Raw genomic sequence first — 20,416 nt, 5'->3', positions numbered from 1 at the left:
TCAGAGGAGCCTCCGCAGCGAGCGTTCGAGCGCGATACCGAGCGGGTCGTCCACGTCCCAATCGACCGTCGTCGCCCCGGCGGTCCGGAGGTCCCAGAGCCGCATCGCGCGGCGCGTCGCGGCGACCGCCCGGCCGGGCGAGTCGCCGGTCGCGCTCCCCGACTGGGCGGATTCGCCGGTCGAATCGCCCGCTACGTCGGGACTCAACACCACGAGGTCGTGGCCGCGCGCGGACAGCGATTCGGCGAGCGACCGCGGCCAGTCGTCGGCCACGGGCGAGACGAGGACGACCTGCGCGTCGGCGGGCAGGCGCGCGAGGAGTCGCCGCGTCGTCGCGTCGCCCGGCGACTCGGCTGGCTGGCCGCCCGTCGGGTGGCCTCCATCCGCGGTCGCGGCGACTCGACTCGGCCCGGCATCCGCCCCGCTAGCCGAGTCGCCGCCGGAAGCCGTCACCGCCGGACGGTCGAGCGGGTCGGTTCCGTCGGTCGGGACGTGACCGGAGTCGTCGCGGTCGGCCGCCCGCCCCGCCGCGTCGAAGACGAGGCGCGCGCTCCCCGGCCCGTCGGCGTCGGCCCACGGCAGGTCGTCGGCCGGGAAGTCGCCGGTCACGTCGTCGGCGTCGAGACCGACCGCGGTGACGCTCGTCGCCACGCCAGCGCCGGTCAGCGCGTCGTAGAGTCGTTCTCCGGCGTAGGTCGCCAGCGCCGCGCCGTTGGGGTAGGCCGCGCTCGGCGTCGTCCGGGCGACCGGCCGGGCGTCAACCACGACGACGGTTCTGGCCGCGCGCTCCTCGCGGAACCGGACCGTGGTCAACTCGCCCGACTTGGCGAAGCGCCGCCAGTCGATGCGACTGATGGGGTCGCCCGGTCGGTACTCGCGCGTCGAGTGGAACTCGATTCCCTCGCCGCCCGAGTCGGTGGTGTGGGTCCCGACCCGGCGCGGCGAGGCCCGCCCGAACGGCGGGTCCGCGACCGACCGCGTACACGAGAGGGTCGTCTCGCCCGACGCTTCGACCGCGGTCGTCACCCGGTCGGTCGCGCTGGTCGTCCGCGCTCGGACCGCGGGGTCGCCGAACTCGTACTCGCCGCGCTTGGCGACGACCGAGTACGAGAGCGTCCGCTCTTCGCCGGGCCGGAGCGCGAACGCCGCCCGCGGTGACCCCGAACTCACCACCAGTTCGTCGGGCACGCCGTCCACGACGCGCACGTCCGCGAGCGCCGACTCGCCCAAATTGCGCACCGTCAGCGTCACCTCGACCTCGCCGCCCGGCGGCGGACTGCTCGGCGCGAGGGCGCGCTCTATCTCGGGTTCCGACGCGCCCGACAGCGACGACAGCGCGCCGACGGCGACGTAGGCCAGCGGAATCGCGGCGGCCGCGAACAGTCGCGCCTCGGCGTACAGCAGGCCCAGCGTCGTCAACAGGAGCGTCCCGGCCAGCGCGCCGCGCCACCGCGGGACGCGAGTTCGGGTCACGCGTCACCTCCCGCGCCGGACGCGCCGGGTTCGGTTCCGGCGCGTTCGTCCGCGGCGAGGCTCCCGCCCGCGAGACCGTCGCCCGCGTCTCGCTCGTCGTCCAACACGCGCCCGACCGCTTCGACGGTGCGCTCGACGCGCCGCCGTCGCTCGGCGGCCGGGTCCAGCCACGCCCGCAGGCGAGCGACCAGCGAGAAGTGCGGACCCGACTCGTCGCCGAGGAGTGCCGCGGCGGTCCGCTCCTCTGTCCACGCGCCGGTGGCGACTGCCGACTCGGCCTCGTCGGGCGGGCAGTCGGCCCGGCGGGCGTAGGCGCTCGCGGCGGCGTCCGCGAGATTCGACTCGACTGCCCGGAGTGCGCGCTCGTCGCCCGCACAGGCCGCCTCGACCCGCGCGTCGAAGGCTTCGCCGGTCCGGGTGCGGTCGGCCGCGCTCGCGCGCTCGGGGCGGTCGCCGCCCGCGAATCTGGCGGCCGGACCCTCGGTCGGCGCGCGCTCGGAAGAGGTCCCGCGGGCGGTCCACGCCGCGTAGGTTCCGACGGCGAGTCCGAGGAGCAACAGGAGTCGCCGCGGGTCTCGGGACTCGACGACCGACAGCGCCGCCGTCAGCGGGTCGGTGAGACCGGGCGCGACGAGGACCGCGGCCGCCAGCAGAGTCGCCAGCGCGCCGAGACCGCCGACGAGTCGAGCGCGCATCAGTCGTCACCTCCCGGACCCGCGTCGGGCGCGTCCGGACCGGACGCGCCCGAGCCGTCGCGCTCGCCCTCCTCGCGGGCCGCGCGCTCGATGGCGTCGGCGGCCTCCTCGACGCGGGCCAGCCTGTCGGTCGGCGAGCGCGCGCCGTACTCCACGTCCCGGAAGGCGTCGCGCAAGGTGGCGACCGCGCCGGGCGGCAGGCCGTCCTCGCGGACCGCGTGGTCAGCCAACTCGCCGGGCGTCGAGGCTCCGGGCCGCCGGACCGAGACGACGCGGAGGAACGTCGCCCACGCCTCCCTGAGAGTGCGGTAGGAGTCGGCCTCCTCGGCGTCGTCGGGGCCGGACTCGCCGGTCCCGGTCGCCGACCCGCCGCCGAGCGACCGCACGGACCCGAGACGCAGATTCCCCGTGCGCTCGCGGAGCCACGCCCGCAGTCGCCCGAGGAGTTCCGAGACGGTCGTCCTGCCCGCCGCGAGGTCCCGGAGGGCGTCGGCGACAGTCTCGATGGCCCACGCGAGGCGGTCGGCCGCGCCGAACAGCGCCGCGAGCGCGAGGCCGGGAATCGCCCCCATCGCTCGGGCGAGCGCACCGGCGAGGGTTCGCGGCGTCACTCCTCGGCGGTAGCCCGCGAACGCGAGACCGCCGACGACGAGCGCGACGCCGCCCAGAACTCCCGCGAGGTTGACCAGCAGTCCCGAGACGGTCGCCCGGCGGGTCTGGCCCTCGGCGGTGACGACGACCTCGGCCTGCCGCTGGAGCGGGAGCGAAGCCGTCGCCGCGCCGTCGATGCCGGTCGATTTCCGGGTCCCAGCGACCGCGACCGTGGCGTTCGTCAGCGGTTCCCCGCCGTACGTCGCGCTGACCTCGATTTGGGTGCCGGGGAGCGCGAGCGGGAACTGGGGTTCGGCGGCGAGTTCCAGTCGCGGGAGCGAGAGCGTGCGCTCGCCCGAGACCGACCCGCGAGAGACCGCGAGCGTGACGTTGCCCGGCGATTGGGGAAGTTCGACCCGGAGTCGGCCCTTCCGGTTCGTGGTGCCGACCTCCTCGTCGCCGAGGCGCACCTCGGCGTTCCGGACCGGCACGCCCTCGACGGTCGCGGTCACGACGACCTCGCTTCCCGTCGCCACGTCGCCCGACACCGCGAGCGAGGCGTTCGTCGCCAGCGCGTACTCGGTGCCGTTGGTCTCGTTGTCGGCCGCGAGAGCGACGGCGCGCGACGGCGAGGACGACGAGCGCGGCGGCGGGTCCGTGAGCGAGCGTGTCGGCACGTCAGCGAACGAGCGCGGCGGCGGGTCCGCGAGCGACAGCACCGCGTCGGAGACCGACGCGGGCGGTCCGGCGAGTCGCGTCGGGTCGTCGTCGGCCCGCTCTCCGACGGCTATCCGCAGATTCTCGGCGTAGGGGACGCGGCCGGTCACGGTGCCTTCGGTGTCGGTCCGACCCACTTGCTTCCCGTTGAACGCGACCGGGACGCCGATTGCGGAGTCCCCGTCGTCCGTGACCGTCACTTCCACCGTCGCGCCGGGGACCGGCGTACGATTGATTCTGACGGCGTACCGGCCGGTGGCGTCGGTTCGGGTCGTCTCCTCGGCTTGCGTGGTCTGCTCGGGTCGGGTGGTCGGGTCTCCTCGGGTCGTCCCGTCGGTCGTCGAACCGGGTCGCTCGCCCTCGGCGGTTCCGTCGGTCGTGGCACCCGCGCCGTCGGTCGGCGTCGAAGCCGTGGGGGTCCGGCTGTCCGGCGGGGTCTGGTCGGGCGTCTCGTCGTCCGGCGTCTCGCCGCTCGAAGTCGCGGTGCCCGACTCGCCGGGCGCTCCCGTGGTCGCGGTGGTGTCCCCGCCGTTCGTCGCGTTCGACTCGTTCGCGGAGAACCGCTCGCCGGGACTGCCGGTCTCGGTCGGCGAGTAGTCGCTCGGACTCGCGTCGGTCTGGTTGGCCAACGCCTGCCGCTCGGTCGCGAGGCGCTCGCTCCCCGGTGTCGGGTCGAACCGGACCCACCCAACGTCGGGGAAGTACGCCTCGACCCACGCGTGGGCGTTCATCCCGCGGACCTCGTAGGTGTTCTCGCCGACCGACTGGCCCGTCGAGTAGCCCACGACGTACCGGGCGGGGATGTCTTGGGAGCGCAACATCACGGTCATCGAGGTGGCGAAGTACTCGCAGTAGCCCGACTCCATGTCGAAGACGAACTGCGAGGCCACGTCCTCGCCCGCGGGTTCCGAGACGTTCAGCGAGTAGTCCTTGTTCGATTCGAGCCACGACTCGATGCGCCGGGCCTCCTCGTAGGCCGAAGTCGAGTCCGCGGTCAGTTCGTCCGTGAACTCGCCGATTCGACGGTCAGTGTCGCCGGGCAGGTCGGTGTACCGGCGTTCGACCTCGCCGGGGTAGTCCCGCCCCGCGGCGCGCAGGACGGTCGGGTCGCGGGCGGGCAGGTGACTGACACCGGTGTAGGTCGTGCCGGGCGAGACTGGACTGCCCGTCCGGAAGGCCCGCGCGTCGGTGACGTAGAGGTCGCCCGCCTCGCCGGTCCGGAGCGAGTTCGCGCGCCAGACGCTCGGTAACGCGGTCGCCGACCGCTGGAGGGTCACGCGATACCGGACCTCTCGGCCTCGGATTCCATCGCCGCGAATCGGGCCGTCGTAGCGTCGGCGCTCGCCCGACGACTCCCACCCCGACCCGGTGTAGGTGTCGTACGCGCCGGTCCGCCAGTAGGACGGCACCGAACTCTGGACTCGGAAGTGAGTCTCGGCGTTCTGGGACCGGAAGGCGCTCGACGCGTTCTCGGCCGCGAGCGACCCGCCCACCCCGGTTCGCTGGCCGGGGTTGAGCGCGCCGAGACCGCCGCTGCCGCTCGCGGCACCGCCGGTCCCTTGGGAGCCTCCGTAGGGGTTGACGCCCGGTTGCGGGAGGACCGACCCGAGCGGTGAACTCCCGAGTCCCGCGCCCGAGACCGCGGGGACGAGCGTGCCCGCGAGGAGAACCGCGAGAACGCAACAGGCCACGAGCGCGGCGCGGAGTCGGTCGCGGGACTGTTCGTCGTCGGGCAACAGGGAGCGCGGCGTGTCTGGCATGTGATGAGAGCGGTCGGCTGGCGTTGGTTCCGCGGGGCGAGGCGAAGTCTTGGATGCAACCTGTGCGCAGACAGGTAAAAAGACTAGTGGAAGGCGACGTTTGTTGACAGGAGGCGTGGTCGGTCGTCTCCTCGGGATGCACTCGACTGGACGAATCACGCAACGCACTCGATTGGACAGACCACGGGATGCGCCGGACTTCACGAACAACAGGATGGACTGACTCCACGAACAACAGGACGCGCCGCGTCTGCGCTCGCACTCGCGGTGCTGTGCGAGCGCAGACGCACGCGGGGAGGTTCGGGGCGCGGTTGCGGTGCTGTGCAGTGACTCCTGTGAGTCGGCAGTAGCTAGCGTGTTCTCGAAGAAAAGACGCAGTAGCTAGCTACTGCCGACTCCTATCAGACCGCAACCGCACAACTCGGCCCTCACGCCTCCCCAACCGCCTGCGTTGCTCGGCCTTCGGCCTGCGCTACTCGTCCCTCGCGCGATTGGCGCGACACGGAGGTCGCACCGTCGGACAAACCGCGTCCGACGAGCCGTGCGCTCACATCCGTTCGCGCAGACGCCAGCACGCGCCGAATTCGGTCGAGTAGCGCGTCGAGGAGACCGACACGAATCTGAAGCACACCTCCGGAGACCAACTTCTTTCACACACACCCACGAAGCACCGATATGACCGACGAATACACGGGAGCCGACCTGTTCGTGGACGCGCTGGACCAGTACGGCGTCACGCACGTCTTCGGCAACCCCGGCACGACGGAACTGCCCGTCATGTCGGCGCTGGGCGACAGCGACCTCGAATACGTTCTCGGACTCCACGAAGACGTGGCGGTCGGGATGGCCGCGGGGTACGCCAGCACGCGCCGATACCACTCCCACCACGACGACTCGGTGACGCCGGTCGGCGTCGTGAACCTCCACGTCGCGCCGGGACTGGCGCACGGACTGGGCAACCTCTACGGTGCGAGCGTGGCGGGCGCGCCGCTGGTCGTCACCGCCGGGAACCACAGCACCGACTTCCGCCACGAGGAGCCAATCCTCTCGGGCGACCTCGTGGACATGGCCGACGAGTTCGCCAAGTGGAGCGCCGAGGTAGGGGACGTATCCGCGCTCCCGTCGATGCTCCGCCGGGCGTTCCGCGTCGCGCTCACGCCGCCGACCGGTCCGGTCTTCCTCGCGCTCCCCCTCGACGTGATGATGGCCGAGACCGACGCCGACCCCGAGCGACTGGGCGAGATTCCCGACGCGGGCCGAGGAGACCCCGCCCAAATCGAGCGCGCCGCCGACCTGCTCGCGGACCCGAGCGAGGACGTTGCGCTCATCGTCGGCGACGGCGTGGCGCGCTCGGGGGCGGACGCCGTGGCGGCCGCAGTCGAGTTCGCCGAAGCGACCGGCGCGCGCGTCCACGGCGAGATTCTGGCCTGCGAGGTCGATTTCCCGACCGACCACGACCAGTGGGTGTCGTACGTTCCGCCGGACGAGGACCTCGCGGCGACCCTGCTGGGCGCGGACAACCTCGTCTTCGTCGGCTGTTCGACCAACACGACGCTGACCCGCCACGAGCGCCCGCTCGTCTCGGAGGACACGACCTGCGTCCACGTCAGCGACGACGCGTGGCAGGTCGGCAAGAACCAGCCAGCGGACGCCGCGGTCGTCGGCGACCCCGGCCGCGTTCTCCGGGACCTCGCCGAGACCCTGCGCAAGCGACTCACCGCGACCGACCGCGAGGAGCGCCTCGACCGCGTGGAGATGGTCAAGAACATGGTCGAGAGCCGGATGGCCGAGATGGGCGAGGACACGGCCGACGACCCCCGCGCCTCGAAGGCCGAACTCGTGGACGCGATGGAAGACGTGGCTCCCGAGGCCTACATCGTGGACGAGGGCGTCACCGCCAAGTACGCGATGCTGACCCGCTGGGACCTCGAACCCGAGCAGTACGTCTCGAACAAGGGCGGCGGACTGGGATACGGCCTTCCGGCCTCGGTCGGCGCGGCCATCGCGGAGTCACAGACCGACGACCCCCGCGACGTAATTGGATTTATCGGGGACGGCTCGTACCTCTACTACCCCCAGACGCTCTACTCGGCGGCGCGCGAGGAGGTCGATCTGACGGTGGTGATTCCCGACAACCGCAACTACCGCATCCTGAAGGACAACACACTGGACCTCCTCGGCGGCGACGAGGAGGACCACGAGTTCGTCGGCATGGACTTCGACCCGCCAGTGGACATCCCGGCCAACGCCAAGAGCCACGGCGCTCGCGGGCGTCTGGTCCCGGAACCGGACGAAATCGAGTCGGCGCTCGAAGCCGCGTTGGAGCGAGACGGTCCCGACGTGCTGGACGTGTTGGTTCACGACTGACGGCGCTGACGGCTCGGTCTCGGAAGCGACGACCGAAAATCCCGACTCCGGAAACGACTTACTCGGCCGGTGATATTCCTCGCCCGATGTCCCCGCACACGGGTCCCTCCTCATCCCGACGCGCCGCCGCGTGGCTCTGTCTGGCCCTCCTCGTCGGCCTCGCTGGCTGTTCGGCCGCGCTCGCGCCCGGAACCGACGACTCGCGGCCACCGGCGCTCGAAGAGATACGCGTCGAGAACCACGACACGACCGACCGGATGGTCTCGCTCCTCGTCGTCGAGAACGAGTCGGTCGTCCGCTGGGACGAGTTCCTCCTCGACGCTCGCTCGGCGGGTGACGAACTCGACGCCGCGACGCTCGACGCCGCCGCGCTGAACGGTACTCACGGCGAGTACGTCGTCTACGTTCGCGCCGGGAACGCGACTGGGAAAGCCGACCTCTCCGACGGCCGAGTCGGGTCGCTGGCCGAAGACTGCACCGAGCAGGGCGGCCGGATTCGATTGGAGTTCACGGTCACCGAGAACGGGGCGATTACCCGAAAGCTCGGCTGTGAGTGACCGCTCCGACCGAGAGTAGAAGACTTATGACGGCAGAGTAATCTTTTTCGCCGAATGAGGGAGTTCAGTCGCCGCCAACTCCTCGGCGGACTCGGCACCGCGGCGGTCGGCGTCGGCGGCTACTGGTGGTTCGAGGAGAACCGGTGTCTCGACCGCAGGGAACCGTACTGGACGTTCGACGGCGAGCGTTGGTCACGCCCCGTCGTCGGCGAGTACGCGGTCTACGCCGCGGAGAACCACGGCGCGACGAGCGGTGACATGCTGGCGCGCGTCGTCTCGCTCCGAGGGTTCGACGGCGGCCCGAACTGGGTGTTCACCGTGACCGGCGGCGGGGCCGGGGTCCCGCTGGTGGCCGACGGGAGCGTCTACTTCGGCACCGGCGCGGACTACGTGTACGCGCTCGACCAGCGCACCGGCCGCGTCGAGTGGCAGTACGACGCTGGCGGACGCGAGTCCTACGGCGGCGGCGCGTGGGGCCAACCGGCGAAAACCGACGGACGCTTGCTCGTCGGTATCTCTCACTCCGAGGAGGCCGACGTGGACCCGAACAGCGACGCCTTCACCCACCGCGTCGTCGCGCTCGACGCCGAGACCGGCGACGAGGACTGGGCGACCGAGGTGGACGGGATGGTCTGGACCGGCCCGAAGGTCGTCGGCGACACCGTGGTCGCGGGGACCGAGGCCGGGAGCGTCTACGGACTCGCGGTCGAGGACGGACGCCGACGGTGGCGGACTGCGGTCGGCGAGCGAATCTGGCAGGACGCGTTCGCCGACGAGTCGGCGGTCCACGTCGCCAGCGACGACGGGAACGTCGCCGCGCTCGCGCCCGACTCGGGGGCCGAACGATGGACCGCTTCGATTTCCGGTACCGTCAGCGCCACCGAACGCGACGCCGAGACCTTCTTCGTCGGGACCGACCGAGGAGCTTTCGTCGCCTTCTCGCGCTCGTCGGGCGACGAGCGCTGGCGTATCGCTGGCGAGCAGGACGGCGACGCCGAGGACGCCCCCGGAATCGCCGACGCGGCCTCGAACGGGTCGCTGGTCTACGTCTTCGACCAGCGGGGGTACGTCCGCGCCTTCGACGCCGCGTCGGGCGAGCGCCGCGACCGGTTCCGCGTCGCGGAGAAGACGTGGGAAGACCAGTGCGGGTGGTATCCGAGGTACCGCCGAGGAAGCGGACTGCTCCTCGACGGCGACGGGTTGCTGGTCTCCGGGCCGTGGGTCAAGTCCGTGGACCGTCACCGGGAGGCGTGAGACGGCGAGACCGGACAGTCGGTCTCTCTTACTCGCGCCGTGCTATCGACCACCACGGTTTTCGCGGAGGAGTTCCATGTGAGAGACGAATGCCAGCCTACAGCCCCGGATTCCGGTCGCTCGACGCCGAACACGACGACCTCGCGCTCCCCGTCGAGGGCGAGATTCCGGCGTGGCTCTCGGGGTCGCTGGTCCGCAACGGCCCCGGCAAGTTCGAGGTCGGGGGCGAGCGCGTCGAACACTGGTTCGACGGACTGGCGATGCTCCACAAATTTCGGTTCGAGGAGGGCCAGAACGGCGTCACCTACTCGAATCGGTTCCTCCGGACCGACGCCTACCGGGAGGCCATCGAGGAGGGCCGACTCACCAGCCAGTTCGCCACCTCGGGGAGCTACCTCGACCAGTTGAAGTCGTTCGTCGGCGACCCGACCGACAACGCGAACGTCAACGTCGCCCGCGTCGGCGGCGAGTACGTCGCGCTGACCGAGACGCCCCGGAGAGTCCGGTTCGACCCCGAAAGCCTCGAAGCGAGAGGGGACCTCGCGTACGGCGACGACATGACCGTCCACCACACGACTGCACACTTCCAGCGCGACGACCGGCGCGGCGAGACGGTCGGCTACGCGACGAAATTCGGGCGGACGAACCGGTATCACCTCTACCGCGTTCCGGACGACCCGCCCGCCGAGGGCGCGCTCGCCCAGCGAATCCCCATCGCTTCCCTCGAAGTCGAGCGGCCCGCGTACCTCCACAGCTTCGCGCTCACGCCGCGGTACGCCGTGCTAATCGAACCGCCGTTCGTCACGAACCCGATGCGCTTTCTCCTGCCGGGCACGGGCGGGTTCATCGACAAGTTCCGGTGGAAGCCCGAGCGCGGCACGCGATTCCTCGCCTTCGAGCGCGAGACGGGGGACCTCGCGGTCGAGCGCCGCGTGAAACCCTTTTTCTTCTTCCACACGGTCAACGCCTTCGAGTCGGGCGACGAGTTGGTCGTGGACCTCGTGGCCTACGACGACGCCAGCATCGTCTCGAACCTGTTCATGGGCGCGGTCGAAGGCGAGGAGAACGACGGTGACGCGAAGACCGAGCCGGACGAGGAGGCTACGCCCGACTCCGGGCCGGAACTCGATGCGGCCGACGGCGAGTTGGCGAGGTTCCGGGTCCCCGTCGAGGAGGGCGGCGACTCGAACGCGAACGTCACCCGCCGAAACCTCTACACCGGCACGGAACTCCCGCGAACCTCCCCGGCAGTCCGGACCGAGCAGTACCGCTACGCCTACGGACAGGCGACCCGACGCGAGGGCCAGAACGGACTCGTCAAGGTGAACGTCGAGACCGGCGCGGCGACCGAGTGGTGGGCCGACGGCCACTACGCCGGAGAGCCGATTTTCGTGCCGAAACCGGTCGATGAGGGCGCTGGCGACGGGGAGACAGACGAGAGCGCGAGCGACGACGCCCGCCCGGAGGACCGCGGGGTCCTCCTCGCGCCGGTCCTCGACGCCGAGCGCGAGGAGTCCCTCCTCGTCGTCCTCGACGGCGAGTCCTTCGAGGAACTGGCCCGCGCCGAGGTGCCCCACCACATTCCCTTCGGCTTCCACGGCGAGTTCTTCCCGGAGGTGACGGCGTAGGCTGGCGTTCGGCCGACTCGACGAACCGACGACCGACCAACAACTAAGTCGCTCGTCGCCGTTTCGAACCGAGCTATGGGGGCAACGAGTAAACAGCGTTCACGCTACCGTCAAGTCCAAGACCGCGTTCGAGGCTTCAACAAGCGACTGCTGAATCCCTTCACGATGCGGTTCGCGGGGCGGCGGTTCTCGCCCTACGGCATCGTGCGCCACGTCGGGCGGCGGTCCGGCGCACGGTACGACACGCCGGTCCTCGTGAGCGAGGTCGGCGACCGGGTCGTCGTGCCACTGCCCTACGGGACCGACGTGGACTGGTACCGGAACGTCCGGGCGGCCGACGAGTGCGTCGTCGTCTACGGCGGCACCGCCTACCGCGCCGAGCGCCCGCGGTTGGTGGCCCCCGCGGCGGTCCCCGACGCGTTCCCGGCGTGGCAAGAGGAGTTGATTCGGACAGCCGGGAGCGACCAGTACCTCCGGATGGAGCGGGCCGAGGAGGTCCCGGCCGAGTACCGCGACGCGACCGAGCGCCACGCCGTCGGTCCCGCCGCGGCGGGGGTCGCTGGCGCGGTGCTACTGGCGGCAGTCCTGTGGCGCGCCGTCCGAAAGCGGGACCGGTAGCGGGGAGTCACGAAGCGGTCCTACGACTCCTCGTCGCTCCGGAGTCCCCGCCGGAGGTAGTCGAGGGCGACCCGCCACGCCTCGGCCGCGGCGCGGGCGTTCGCTCGGCGGGTCCCGCCGAGTCGGTGGTCGGCGTCGGGGTCCGGCCCGGCGGCGGAAGCCTCCTCGGGGGCGCTCCCGCCGCCGGACCGGTAGGGCGTCCGAATCGCGTGTCCCGCGTCCGGATGGACGAGGAGGTCGTAGCGCCACGAGTGGTCGCTGGCGTCGAGGCGGTCGGTGGCGACCCGCGAGAGGTCCGCAGAGGGCCAGATGGCGTCCTCGCCGCCCGAGACGAGCAGGACCGGGCCGTCGATTCGCTCGACCGGAATCGTCGCTCGGCGGCGTTGCTCGTCGGTCGCGTTCGCCACCGCGGAGGTTGAGGCGTCCACGTCCTCGTTCTCCACCACGTCCTCGAAGCCGTCCTGTTCCTCCTCGACGAGTTCGTCCACCGGGAGGTAGGGCACCGGGTCGCCGTCGCGCGTCCACGCCGGACCTTCGACCTCGACGCCGGGCATCCACGTCGGCGCGGGGAACGCGTAGCCGCTGGCGGAGTAGGCGACGACCGCGCCGACGCCCTCGAAGTGCGCGCCGGTCAGCATCGCGGCCTCGCCGCCGCGCGAGAAGCCGACCGCGCCGACCCGTTGGCCGTCGGTTTCCGACTGGCCGAGGAGCCACTCGACGGCCCGGCCAAAGTACGACAGCGGGATGCGGTCCAGCGCGTCGGGGCGGCCGGGAGCGTCGAAGTACTCGACGCAGAAAGCGGTGTAGCCGTGGTGGGCGAGTCGGCGGGCGTAGCGTCGTTCGTAGCCGCCGCCACCGCCCGACCCGTGGACGACGAGGACGCCGGGGTGCGGGCCGCGGCCCAGTCCGGCGAACAGCGTGCCGGTCAGGTTCTCGCGGCGAACGTCGCGGGTCGGAACGAGGTCGGCGGTCATACGAAAAGCGAGTGGCAGGCGAGTGATAAGTGTACTCGCTTCGACGCCGAACGAATCGCGCTCAGTCGGATTCGCCGAGTCGCACCCGCTCGCCGTCTACCGTCTCGGGGAATATCTTCCCCGGATTCAGGGTGTCTCGGGGGTCGAACGCGCGCTTCAGGCGGCGCATCGCCTCGACGCTCTCGGGACCGTGTTCGCTTTCGAGGAACTCGCGCTTGCCGAGACCGACGCCGTGTTCGCCCGTCGCGGTGCCCCCGAGGTCGATGGCCTTCTCGACGGTGGCGGCGTAGAGGTCGTGAGCGCGCTCGACTTCGGCGTCGTTCTCCTCGTCCACCAGCACGGAGTAGTGGAGGTTGCCGTCGCCCGCGTGGCCGAAGCAGGGGACCAGCAGGTCCCGGTCGTCGGCGAGCGACTTGACGAACCGGACCATCTCGGGGTACGCGCTGATGGGCACGGTCACGTCGCCGGGGTGGAGCGCGGTCAGGTCGGGGTCCCACAACTGGATGGCGTACGCGAGGTCCTTGCGCGCCCGCCAGAGGTCGTCCATCGCGTCGTCGTCCGCGGCCGTCTCGAACCGCTGGCAGTCGTGGTCCGCGAAGAGTCGTTCGCAGAACTCGATTTCGCGCTCGACGCCGTGGTTCGCGTGGAATTCGAGGAAGACCATCGGTACGTCGGGCAAGTCGGTGCCGGTGTAGGCGTTGGCCATCCGCGCCGAATCGGCGTCCACGAGTTCGATGGTCGCCACGTCCACGCCCGAGCGCACGGCGTCGAAGACCGCCTCGGCGGCGTCGTCCAGCGACGGGAACAGCGCGCGAGCGCCCCGAATCTGTTCGGGTCGGCCAGCGAGTTCGAGCGTCGCGCGCGTGACGACGCCGAGGGTGCCCTCGCTCCCGACGAACAGGTCCGTGAGGTTGTAGCCGCTGGAGGTCTTCGCGGCCCTGCTCCCGGTCGTAATCACGGAGCCGTCGGCCAGAACGACCTCCAGCGCCAGCACCCAGTCGGAAATCTCGCCGTACTTGACCGTCTTCATCCCCGAGGCGTCGTTGGCTATCATCCCGCCGACGGTCGAGATGTCGCCCGAGGAGGGCAACGGCGGGAAGAACAGTCCTTCTTCGGCGACCGCTTCGTCCACCTGCGCGCCCAGTAATCCCGGTTCCACGTCGATTTGGAAGTCGTCGGGGCGAACGTCCAGCACGGCGTCCATCCGCGAGAGGTCGAGGCTGACGCCGCGGTGGGCGGGCACGGCGTTGCCCTCCAGACTCGTCCCGGCGGCGTAGGGCGTGACGGGCACCCCGCGCTCGTCGGCCGCCGGGAGGACGGCCGCCACGTCGGCGGTCGATTCGGGCCAGACCACGGCGTCGGGGACGACGCCCTCGCCGCGCTCCTCCGCGCCGAAGTCCGCGGCGTGGCTCTCGCGCACCGAGTCGCCGAAGGAGACCTCGCCGGAGAGGTCGAGGTCCGAGAGGAACGAACAGTCATGCGTCATACGCTACCGTGGACCGGTGGTGGCTTAAATTTTGGACCGCACGCCGGGGCGACGGGACCGAGAGCGCGCATCTCCGACGACGACAGGACGCGCCGCGAGGGCCTCGTGCCCGAGCAAGCGGGGAGGTACGGGGGCGCGGTTACGGTGCGGTCGCGGGGCCGCGCGGTCGCGGTGCTGTGCAGGGCGGTCGCGGTGCTGTGCAGGGCGGTCGCGGTTGCAGTGCAGTCGCGGTTGTGGTGACTCCGAGGAGTCGGCGATAATAGCGGTCGCCGTTGCTGTCGCAGTCGGCGTTGCTGTCGCAGTCGCCGTTGCTGTCGCAGTCGCCGTTGCTGTCGCGGTCACGGTGCAATTCGGTTGCAGTTCCAGAGAAGACGGCACGAACGGTTCCAGAGGAGACGGCACGAACAGGTCCGGAGAGTCGGTCAGTCAGATTCCGGCACCCGAGACATATCTACACTCACGGATAACACAACTAAACCAACAGTAAAGACAGTAAATTATAGCTCGTGCGTCCGGCCTTCGGTCCCCGACTCCGGCACCGCCGCCGCGGATTCGCCTTCCGACGACGCCACCGCGTCCGCCGAGAACCGCCGAATCGCGCTCGCGGGGCAGACCAAGATCTCGTGGTCGTACCAGCAGAACAGTCGGGTGGCCTCCTCGTGAGCGGCCTCGGCGTCCTCGGCCCGGACGGTGCCGACGTAGCGCGGTTGCGAGTCGGCCTCCTCGCGGGCCAGAATCTCCCACTCGCGGTCGGCGTTCTCCTCGTCTGCTCCGAAGTCCCTCTCGGCGTCCGGTTCGTCGTCTCCGACCGGCGCGCGTCTCGCCTTCTCGACCATGCCGGGGCGATTCGGTCGCGGGGGCAAGGCTCCTCGGGCGATTGTCGCGGGCCGGGAACGCTCCCGATGACGTTCGGGGAGCGAATCAAGGGACCTCCTCGTGACCCTCAGCGCGCAGACTTCACGGACGGGACCTTATCGTGCCGACTTCACGGCCGGGACCTCCACGCGGTCCAGCACGTCAGCGACTATCGCGCTCGGGTCCGTGCCGCGGACGCTCGCCTCGTCTGTCAGCACGAGGCGGTGGGCGAACGTCGGTTCGGCGACGCGCTTCACGTCGTCGGGGACCACGTAGTCCCGGCCCGAGACGACCGCGCTGGCGCGGGCCGCCTCGAAGAGTCGCTGGATGCCCCGAGGAGAGACGCCCACCGCCACCCGGTCGTCCGCTCTGGTCGCGCGGCCGAGCGCGACCACGTAGTCCCGAAGCTTCCCGTCCACGCGGACCGATTCGAGGACGCGCTGGATGGCCGCGACCTCCCGGCCCTCCACGACCGACCCGACGCTCGGAGCCTTGGCGGTCCGGTCCGCGCGCCGGTCCACCAGCTCGCGCTCGCCCTCGAACTCCGGATACCCCATCGTCGTCTTGACGATGAAGCGGTCCCGCTGGGCCTCCGGCAGGCCGAAGGTGCCCTCCTGCTCGACGGGGTTCTGCGTGGCCAGCACGAAGAACGGCGTCGGGAGGTCGTGAGTCGTCCCGTCCACCGTGACCTGCCCCTCGCCCATCGCCTCCAGTAGCGCGGCCTGAGTCTTGGGCGGCGCGCGGTTTATCTCGTCGGCGAGGACGACGTTGGCGAAGACCGGGCCGGGCGAGAACTCGAACTCGCCGGTCCCCTCGTCGTAGACGTTCGACCCTGTGATGTCGGCCGGAAGCAGGTCGGGCGTGAACTGGATGCGCGAAAAGGAGAGGCCGAGCGCGTCGGCGAACGACCGCGCGGTCAGGGTCTTGCCCGTCCCCGGCACGTCTTCCAGCAGGACGTGCCCGCGGGCGAGGATGCCGGTGAGGACGGTTTCGAGGAACTCCTCGTCGGCGACGACCGCCGAGCTAACCGCGTCGAGGACGCGCTCGCAACGCTGGGTCGCGGTGGGTTGGTCCATGACTCGAAGTTTTAGCGAGTCGTAAAGAAGCTTGGTACTCAGTGGTGTTGGAGTTCGAGTCGCGGATGTTCGTCTCCTCGAACCGCAGTTCGCCCCGACTGAACCACCGCCGAGACCGTCCAGAAGAACACCCCGAAAGCCCCCGCCCGCTCGCGGTCGCTCAGCGACATCTCCTCCGTTCACTTCGTTCACTTCGGAGAGCGGTCGCTGAGGCGACCACGGCCCTACGGCCCGCGAGCGGGCGGCCCCTTTATCCGCCTGATAGTCTGCGGAGCCAAGCGTCTGCTGGTGGACTGTGGCGTCGAGCGTGTGCCTCACACCTCCCCAACCTCCTCCCTCACTCCGTCCCCTTCGGGGACTCGTTCAGTCGTCCCTCGCGCGAATGGGCGCGGGCACGAGGCCCGCGCCGCACGCGCCGGACCGAGGAGTCGAACCGAGCGTCTGCCCGTCGTCGGTCGGCTATCACCGCAGAAAGAGACGAAAGAGAACGCGCGACTCGACTACTCTTCGATGTCGATTGCGGGCCGACCCGGTTCGGCCTTGCTCGCCAGTCGGTCGTCGGCTTCGTCGGCACTCTGGACGACCACGCTGGCTCCGAACTCCCGTTCCAACAGCCACGCGGCGCGTTCGAGGGCGGCGCGCTCGCGCTCGGGCGACAGTTGCTCGTCCAGCGCCTCGGAGCGCGCGGCGAGGTCCTTGGCGAAGTCGGCGGCCTCCTCGCCGACCTCGCGCAACTGCTCGTCGCCCATGACCGTCCCGACGACGTTGCCGTCGGCGTTCGCGGCGACCTCGTGGGCGCGGTGCTTCCACTCGGGGGCGACCGCGAGCGTGACGGTCTCGGGGTCCTCGATGCCCACGGTGTCCACGATGTCGCGCACGTCCTCGCGGGTGTTCTCCACGAGGCGGCGCTCCACATCGTAGTTCTCGGGCGCGTCGGCGGCGGGCCAGTCGGCCTCGGCGACCAGTCCGTCCCGGCCCAGTCGCTCCCAGACCTCCTCGGCGAGGTGGGGCGCGACCGGCGCGAGGAGCTTCACGGCCGTCACCAGTCCGCGCTCGAAGGTCGCTTCGTCGGGCGTGGTGTACTCCCGGTAGCGCCGCAGGAGCGAAATCTGCTCGCGGACCGCTTGGAGCGCGTGGTTGAACCGGAACTCCTCGAACTCGTCGGTCGCGGTGGCGACCGTCGCGTCGATTTCCCGTGACACGTAGTCGGCGACTGCGGCGTCGCTCTCGCTCGCCGAGTCGTCGCTCGCGCTCGCCGTGACCTCGCCTCGGGCGAACTCGTCGGCCAGTCGGTAGACGTTCTGAAGGAAGTTGTGGGCGGAGTGGACGCCCTCCTCGCTCCACGCGAACTCCTTCTCCGGTTGGGCCGCCTCCATGATGAACAGGCGGGCGGTGTCGGCACCGTACTCGTCGATGATGCGCTGGGGCGAGACGCCGTTGCCCTTGCTCTTGGACATCTTGTTTCCGTCCGCACCCAGCACCATCCCCTGATTCGTCAGGTCGGTGAACGGCTCGCGGACGCCCTCCAGCAGGTCGATGTCGTCCACGACCTTCGTGAAGAACCGGGCGTACAGCAGGTGCATCACGGCGTGTTCGATGCCGCCGACGTACTGGTCCACCGGCATCCAGTCGCTCGCGCGCTCGGTGTCGAAGGGTGCGTCTTCGAGGTCCGGCGAGACGTACCGCAGGAAGTACCACGACGAGTCAACGAAGGTGTCCATCGTGTCGGTCTCGCGCACCGCGTCGCCGCCGCAGTCGGGGCACTCGACGCGCTTCCACTCGTCGGCGGCGTCCAGCGGGTTCCCCGTCGTGTGGACGAACTCGGGCAGTTCGACCGGCAGGTCCTCGTCGGGCACCGGGACGTGGCCGCAGTCGTCACAGCGAATCATCGGGATGGGCGTGCCCCAGTACCGCTGGCGCGAGATGCCCCAGTCCCGGAGTTTGTACTCGGTGCGGTGGTCGCCGTCGAACTCATCGACGAACCGCTCGCGGGCCTCCTCGCTGGTCAGGCCGTCGTACTCGCCGCTGTTGACCAGCACCCCGTCGGGCGTGTAGGCCTCCTCTTGTACGTCAACCTCCTCGGGGTCGGTCTCGGCGTCCGGGGCCGGTTTCACGACCTGCTCGATGGGGATGTCGTGGGCCTCGGCGAACTCGTGGTCCCGGTCGTCGTGGCCGGGCACGGCGTACAGCGCGCCGGTGCCCACGTCGGTCAGCACGTAGTCGGCGACGTAGACGGGAATCTCGTCGCCGGTCGCGGGGTTGACCGCGTACTCGCCGGTGAAGACGCCCGAGGTCACGTCGAGGTCGTCCTCGTCCGCGTGTTCGGCCTCGTGGATGTACTCGGCGACTTCCTCGTTCTCCTCGGCGATTTCCTGCGCGACGGGGTGGCCGGGGGCCAGCGAGAAGAACGTCGCGCCGTGGATGGTGTCGAGTCGCGTCGTGAAGATGTCCACGTCGCCGTAGCCCGGAATCTCGAAGGCCACGCTGTCGCCCTCTTGGCGGCCGATCCAGTTGCGCTGCATCTCCCGGACGTTGGCGGGCCAGTCGTCCAGTTGCTCCAGCGACTCCAGCAGTTCGTCGGCGTAGTCGGTGATGGTGAAGAACCACTGGTCCATCTCGCGCTGTTCGATGGGGGTGTCACACCGCCAGCAAATCTCGGCACCCTCGGGGCCTTCCTCGACCTGTTCGTCGGCCAGCACGGTCTCGCAGGAGGGACACCAGTTCAGTTCGGCGCTCTGGCGCTCCACCAACTCCTCGTCGCGGAACCGCTTGAACAGCCACTGGTTCCACCGGTAGTAGTCGGGGTCGCAGGTCGTGACCTCGCGCTCCCAGTCGTAGCCAAAGCCCATCGCTTTGAGCTGTTCTTTCATCGAGTCGATGCAGTCGAGCGTCCAGTCGCGGGGGTTGGTGTCGCGCTCCTCGGCGGCGTTCTCGGCGGGCAGGCCGAACGAGTCCCACCCCATCGGGTGCAGGACGTTCTCGCCGCGGAGGCGCTCGAAGCGGGCGTAGGCGTCGGTGATGGTGTAGTTGCGGACGTGGCCCATGTGGAGGTTCCCGGAGGTGTAGGGGAACATCGCCAGCACGTACTCGGGGTCCTCGGCGCTGTCCGGGATTCGGAACACGTCGGCGTCGTCCCACTCGCGTTGCCACTTGGGTTCGACCGACGCGTGGTCGAACCCCCGCTCGCGCTGCTCGGTAGTCATTATATCGAAATACGGGCGACCACGATACAATAGCTTTGCCTTCTGTCAGTCCCGCCGGACCGCCGAGACCGTCATCTCCTTGCCCCTACCGGCCGAAGCGCCACGCATGCGTCGCGTCGGCCTCCGCGTCCTGATGGCACTCGTCGGTCTCGTCGTGCTGGTCGTCTACGCGACCGTCGCGTACCTCGGCTACCGGCTACTGGCGCTCGTCTGGCTCGCCCGCGCCGACCTGCTGGAAGTCGTCCTCTGGACGACCGGCCTGACCGTCCTGTTGGGCTACCTGAGCTACCGATTCGGCACGGCGGGACTCCTCTCGCGGGTCGAGGCGACCGACCTCCCGCGAGCGCGTGCGCCGGAGCTACATCGCCGACTCGACCTCCTCGCCGAGGAGATGGACGTTTCCCGCCCGCGACTCGTCGTCGGCCGGATGGGCGCGCCGAACGCGATGGCGCTGGGCGGGGTTCGGGACGGCGTGGTGGTCCTCGACCGGTCGGTGTTCTTCCTGCTGTCGGCCGACGAACTCGAAGCCCTGCTGGCTCACGAACTCGCGCACCTCGAAAGCAAGGACAGCCTCGTGCAGACGCTGGCCTACAGCACCGGGCAGTCGCTGGTCTGGGTCGCGGTCCTCGTCGCGCTTCCCGTCGTCCTCGTCGGGTCGGGCCTGCGCCGCGCGCTCGACTGGTTCCGGGGGCGACCGCCCGCCGACGCGCTCGCGCCGGTCTCGTCGCTCCGCAACCGCGTCGGACAGGTCGTGATGGTCGGGTTCGTCGCGCTCACGCTCGTCATGCTCGCGCACTCCCGCAGGCGCGAGTACGCGGCCGACGACCGCGCGGCCGCGGTCACGGGCGACCCGCTCGCGCTCGCCCGTGCCCTCCAGAAAATAAAACGCGCGACGGAACCGCGACTCGAACTCTCCTCGCCGCTTCGCGTCCACAGTGAGGAGCGCGAGGAGTTGACGCGGCTCCTCTCGACCCACCCCGAGATGGACGAGCGCATCGACCGACTGGTCGAGCGCGCGGACCGCGAGCGCGGCGCGGTCACCATCGAAGTTCGGTGAGGCAGTTTGCCGTCGAGATTCGGTGAGGCGGTTCGCCGTCGAGATTCGGTGAGGCAGTTTGCCGTCGAGATTCGGTGAGGCGGTTCGCCGTCGATATTCGATAGT

General features: G+C 70.3%; 15 protein-coding genes. 6 read left to right on the top strand and 9 right to left on the bottom strand.

Annotated features, from left to right (window positions below):
- From EPL00_RS06470 to EPL00_RS06460, 3 genes are read right to left on the bottom strand one after another with little or no spacing between them, the layout of a single operon-like run.
- A complete protein-coding gene (locus tag EPL00_RS06470) occupies positions 1-1,473 on the bottom strand; it encodes a DUF58 domain-containing protein (RefSeq protein WP_135851276.1) in 1,473 nt (490 codons plus the stop codon).
- Positions 1,470-2,168 (bottom strand): DUF7269 family protein, encoded by a 699-nt coding sequence (locus tag EPL00_RS06465; protein WP_135851277.1) that lies wholly within the window; start codon positions 2,166-2,168, stop codon positions 1,470-1,472. The genes EPL00_RS06470 and EPL00_RS06465 overlap by 4 nt, the downstream gene beginning before the upstream one ends.
- Positions 2,168-5,236, bottom strand: coding sequence for a transglutaminase domain-containing protein (locus EPL00_RS06460; protein ID WP_135851278.1), 3,069 nt, complete (start codon positions 5,234-5,236; stop codon positions 2,168-2,170). Before EPL00_RS06460 ends, EPL00_RS06465 begins: the two co-directional genes overlap by 1 nt.
- A gap of 675 nt (positions 5,237-5,911) precedes the next feature.
- Between EPL00_RS06460 and EPL00_RS06455 the strand changes: the two genes are divergently transcribed.
- From EPL00_RS06455 to EPL00_RS06435, 5 genes are all read left to right on the top strand, one after another.
- Positions 5,912-7,603: a thiamine pyrophosphate-binding protein gene (locus EPL00_RS06455; protein WP_135851279.1), complete on the top strand. Its 1,692-nt coding sequence runs from the start codon at positions 5,912-5,914 to the stop codon at positions 7,601-7,603.
- An 86-nt stretch (positions 7,604-7,689) separates the two neighbouring features.
- Positions 7,690-8,160: a hypothetical protein gene (locus EPL00_RS06450; protein WP_135851280.1), complete on the top strand. Its 471-nt coding sequence runs from the start codon at positions 7,690-7,692 to the stop codon at positions 8,158-8,160.
- A 54-nt stretch (positions 8,161-8,214) separates the two neighbouring features.
- Complete coding sequence (locus EPL00_RS06445) at positions 8,215-9,414, top strand: outer membrane protein assembly factor BamB family protein (protein WP_135851281.1); 1,200 nt, start codon at positions 8,215-8,217, stop codon at positions 9,412-9,414.
- Between the two features lie 89 nt (positions 9,415-9,503).
- Entirely contained in the window at positions 9,504-11,042 is a 1,539-nt protein-coding gene (locus tag EPL00_RS06440; RefSeq protein ID WP_135851282.1) for a carotenoid oxygenase family protein, read from the top strand.
- 75 nt (positions 11,043-11,117) lie between these two features.
- Entirely contained in the window at positions 11,118-11,660 is a 543-nt protein-coding gene (locus EPL00_RS06435) for a nitroreductase family deazaflavin-dependent oxidoreductase (protein WP_135851283.1), read from the top strand.
- 20 nt (positions 11,661-11,680) lie between these two features.
- Here EPL00_RS06435 and EPL00_RS06430 read toward each other — a convergent pair whose 3' ends face one another.
- The 6 genes from EPL00_RS06430 to leuS all read right to left on the bottom strand — a co-directional run bounded on the left by EPL00_RS06430 (position 11,681) and on the right by leuS (position 19,254).
- Entirely contained in the window at positions 11,681-12,634 is a 954-nt protein-coding gene (locus tag EPL00_RS06430) for an alpha/beta fold hydrolase (protein WP_135851284.1), read from the bottom strand.
- A 61-nt stretch (positions 12,635-12,695) separates the two neighbouring features.
- A complete protein-coding gene (locus EPL00_RS06425; protein WP_135851285.1) occupies positions 12,696-14,120 on the bottom strand; it encodes an FAD-binding oxidoreductase in 1,425 nt (474 codons plus the stop codon).
- A gap of 497 nt (positions 14,121-14,617) precedes the next feature.
- Positions 14,618-14,956, bottom strand: a complete 339-nt coding sequence (locus EPL00_RS06420; protein ID WP_135851286.1) for an Htur_1727 family rSAM-partnered candidate RiPP — start codon at positions 14,954-14,956, stop codon at positions 14,618-14,620.
- A gap of 135 nt (positions 14,957-15,091) precedes the next feature.
- The gene (locus EPL00_RS06415) at positions 15,092-16,051 is read right to left on the bottom strand and encodes an AAA family ATPase (RefSeq protein WP_135851287.1); all 960 of its coding nucleotides are present in this window, start codon (positions 16,049-16,051) and stop codon (positions 15,092-15,094) included.
- 38 nt (positions 16,052-16,089) lie between these two features.
- Entirely contained in the window at positions 16,090-16,221 is a 132-nt protein-coding gene (locus EPL00_RS24005) for a hypothetical protein (protein ID WP_274380986.1), read from the bottom strand.
- A 330-nt stretch (positions 16,222-16,551) separates the two neighbouring features.
- A complete protein-coding gene (gene leuS, locus EPL00_RS06410; protein ID WP_135851288.1) occupies positions 16,552-19,254 on the bottom strand; it encodes a leucine--tRNA ligase in 2,703 nt (900 codons plus the stop codon).
- Positions 19,255-19,360: 106 nt separating this feature from the next.
- Between leuS and EPL00_RS06405 the strand changes: the two genes are divergently transcribed.
- A complete protein-coding gene (locus tag EPL00_RS06405; RefSeq protein WP_238398136.1) occupies positions 19,361-20,311 on the top strand; it encodes a M48 family metallopeptidase in 951 nt (316 codons plus the stop codon).
- The last annotated feature ends 105 nt before the right edge of the window (positions 20,312-20,416 follow it).

Source organism: Halorussus salinus (assembly GCF_004765815.2).
Taxonomy (GTDB): domain Archaea; phylum Halobacteriota; class Halobacteria; order Halobacteriales; family Haladaptataceae; genus Halorussus; species Halorussus salinus.
This window is presented reverse-complemented; position numbering and strand designations above follow the sequence as displayed.

Coding starts and splice junctions, on each gene's coding strand:
- EPL00_RS06460 (WP_135851278.1), bottom strand. CDS start 5,236: ATGCCAGACACGCCGCGCTCCCTGTTGCCCGACGACGAACAGTCCCGC.
- EPL00_RS06405 (WP_238398136.1), top strand. CDS start 19,361: ATGCGTCGCGTCGGCCTCCGCGTCCTGATGGCACTCGTCGGTCTCGTC.
- EPL00_RS06425 (WP_135851285.1), bottom strand. CDS start 14,120: ATGACGCATGACTGTTCGTTCCTCTCGGACCTCGACCTCTCCGGCGAG.
- EPL00_RS06415 (WP_135851287.1), bottom strand. CDS start 16,051: ATGGACCAACCCACCGCGACCCAGCGTTGCGAGCGCGTCCTCGACGCG.
- EPL00_RS06440 (WP_135851282.1), top strand. CDS start 9,504: ATGCCAGCCTACAGCCCCGGATTCCGGTCGCTCGACGCCGAACACGAC.
- EPL00_RS24005 (WP_274380986.1), bottom strand. CDS start 16,221: ATGTCGCTGAGCGACCGCGAGCGGGCGGGGGCTTTCGGGGTGTTCTTC.
- EPL00_RS06465 (WP_135851277.1), bottom strand. CDS start 2,168: ATGCGCGCTCGACTCGTCGGCGGTCTCGGCGCGCTGGCGACTCTGCTG.
- leuS (WP_135851288.1), bottom strand. CDS start 19,254: ATGACTACCGAGCAGCGCGAGCGGGGGTTCGACCACGCGTCGGTCGAA.
- EPL00_RS06420 (WP_135851286.1), bottom strand. CDS start 14,956: ATGGTCGAGAAGGCGAGACGCGCGCCGGTCGGAGACGACGAACCGGAC.
- EPL00_RS06445 (WP_135851281.1), top strand. CDS start 8,215: ATGAGGGAGTTCAGTCGCCGCCAACTCCTCGGCGGACTCGGCACCGCG.
- EPL00_RS06455 (WP_135851279.1), top strand. CDS start 5,912: ATGACCGACGAATACACGGGAGCCGACCTGTTCGTGGACGCGCTGGAC.
- EPL00_RS06435 (WP_135851283.1), top strand. CDS start 11,118: ATGGGGGCAACGAGTAAACAGCGTTCACGCTACCGTCAAGTCCAAGAC.
- EPL00_RS06450 (WP_135851280.1), top strand. CDS start 7,690: ATGTCCCCGCACACGGGTCCCTCCTCATCCCGACGCGCCGCCGCGTGG.
- EPL00_RS06430 (WP_135851284.1), bottom strand. CDS start 12,634: ATGACCGCCGACCTCGTTCCGACCCGCGACGTTCGCCGCGAGAACCTG.